The organism is Dietzia sp. E1, assembly GCF_014145015.1.
GTDB classification, from domain to species: domain Bacteria; phylum Actinomycetota; class Actinomycetes; order Mycobacteriales; family Mycobacteriaceae; genus Dietzia; species Dietzia cinnamea_A.
Genome location: NZ_JAALDU010000241.1, coordinates 1 through 1368, shown reverse-complemented (window position 1 = coordinate 1368; position 1368 = coordinate 1). Strand labels below are relative to the sequence as shown.

1 protein-coding gene and 1 pseudogene are annotated in these 1368 nt (G+C 74.0%); one reads left to right on the top strand and one right to left on the bottom strand.

All coding sequences use genetic code 11. The features are described 5' to 3' along the window. The coding region (locus tag G6030_RS08880) for an NAD(P)H-binding protein (RefSeq protein WP_182642884.1) at positions 1-997 on the bottom strand (997 nt) is incomplete at its 3' end. Between the two features lie 154 nt (positions 998-1151). Between G6030_RS08880 and G6030_RS08875 the strand changes: the two are divergent. Further along, positions 1152-1368 (top strand): annotated as a pseudogene (locus G6030_RS08875) (DUF695 domain-containing protein); the annotation flags it as partial.

The window sequence follows — 1368 nt, the reverse complement described above, 5'->3', positions numbered from 1 at the left end:
CCCACAGGGGTGGCCGCGCCGGACCGTGCGGGACCCGGAGCGCCTCACGGAGGGCGTCGCGGTAGGTCGTGCGCCCGCCCGGCGGGGGCCCGAGCACCTCGTCGGCGTCGTCGACGCCCACCACGGCCTCGCAGCGGAGCGACTCGACCAGCGGCCCGGCGAGGCCGCGGTCGAGCGGGGTGACCAGGCCCATCCACAGTGCCGACAGCTCGGGGGTGAGCACGGGCACCGGGACCATGAGGCGACGACGCAGGCCGGCCTCCTCGGCGAAGACCTGCATCATGTCGCCGTAGGTGAGCACGTCGGGTGCGCCCACGTCGATCGCGCGGCCGCCCGCGAGGTCGCCCTCGAGCGGGCACGCGGTGGCGGCGGCGAGGTAGTGGACCACGTCGCGCACGGCGATCGGCTGGATGCGGTTGTGCACCCACCTGGGTGTGACCATCGCCGGGAGCCGGGTGGTGAGGTGCCGGATCATCTCGAACGACGCCGATCCCGACCCGATCACCACCCCGGCCCGGATCACGAGCGCGGGCACGGTGGAGGCGAGCATGATGTCCGCGACCTCGGCGCGCGAGCGCAGGTGCGGGGACAGGTCGTCGTCGTCCTCGGGGTGCAGCCCGGACAGGTGCACGATGCGCTCGACGCCCGCTTCCTCGGCGGCGCGGACGAACGCCTCGGTGGTCTCGCGCTCCTCGCGGGCGAAGTCCTCCGAGTCGCCCATCGAGTGCACGAGGTGGCACGCCACGTCCACCTCCCGCAGCGCCGCGAGCAGCGCGTCGGTGTCCCCGAGCCCGCCGGAGCGCACGGTCACCTCGTTCCGCCACGGCACGTCGTCGAGTCTGGCGGGGGTGCGCGCGAGCACGGAGACCTCGGCGCCGTCCGCGAGGAGCCGGGGCACGAGACGCGATCCGATGTACCCGGTCGCGCCGATCACGAGCACTCGCCGGCCGTGCGGCGCTCCGGAGGACAGCCCGGCCAGGTCCTGGGAGGAGGTCATGGTCCCGACCCTGCCACCGTCGCCGTCCCGCCGCACCCGCTTCGCGATCAGCCTTCTGACCTGTCCGGGTGTGTCGGCGCGGGCGCGATCGGCGGGTTATCCGGATACTGGGGGAGACAGGCACTCACGGACCGCGGCCACGGGAGGAGAACACATGGCGATTCGCGCGGCTCGACCCCGGCAGCTCTCGCGATCGCTGGACTTCTCCGGCGTGCGCATCGAGACGGCCCGCCTGCGATCGGACCGGGCCATCACCACCTTCTGGCGCTGGTGGTCGGCGGACGGCAGGCGCCGGGCCACCGCGGCGATCGACTCCGGCGACACCGGGCGGGTGGTCCCGGAGATCAGTTCGCTCATCGAGGCCATCGACC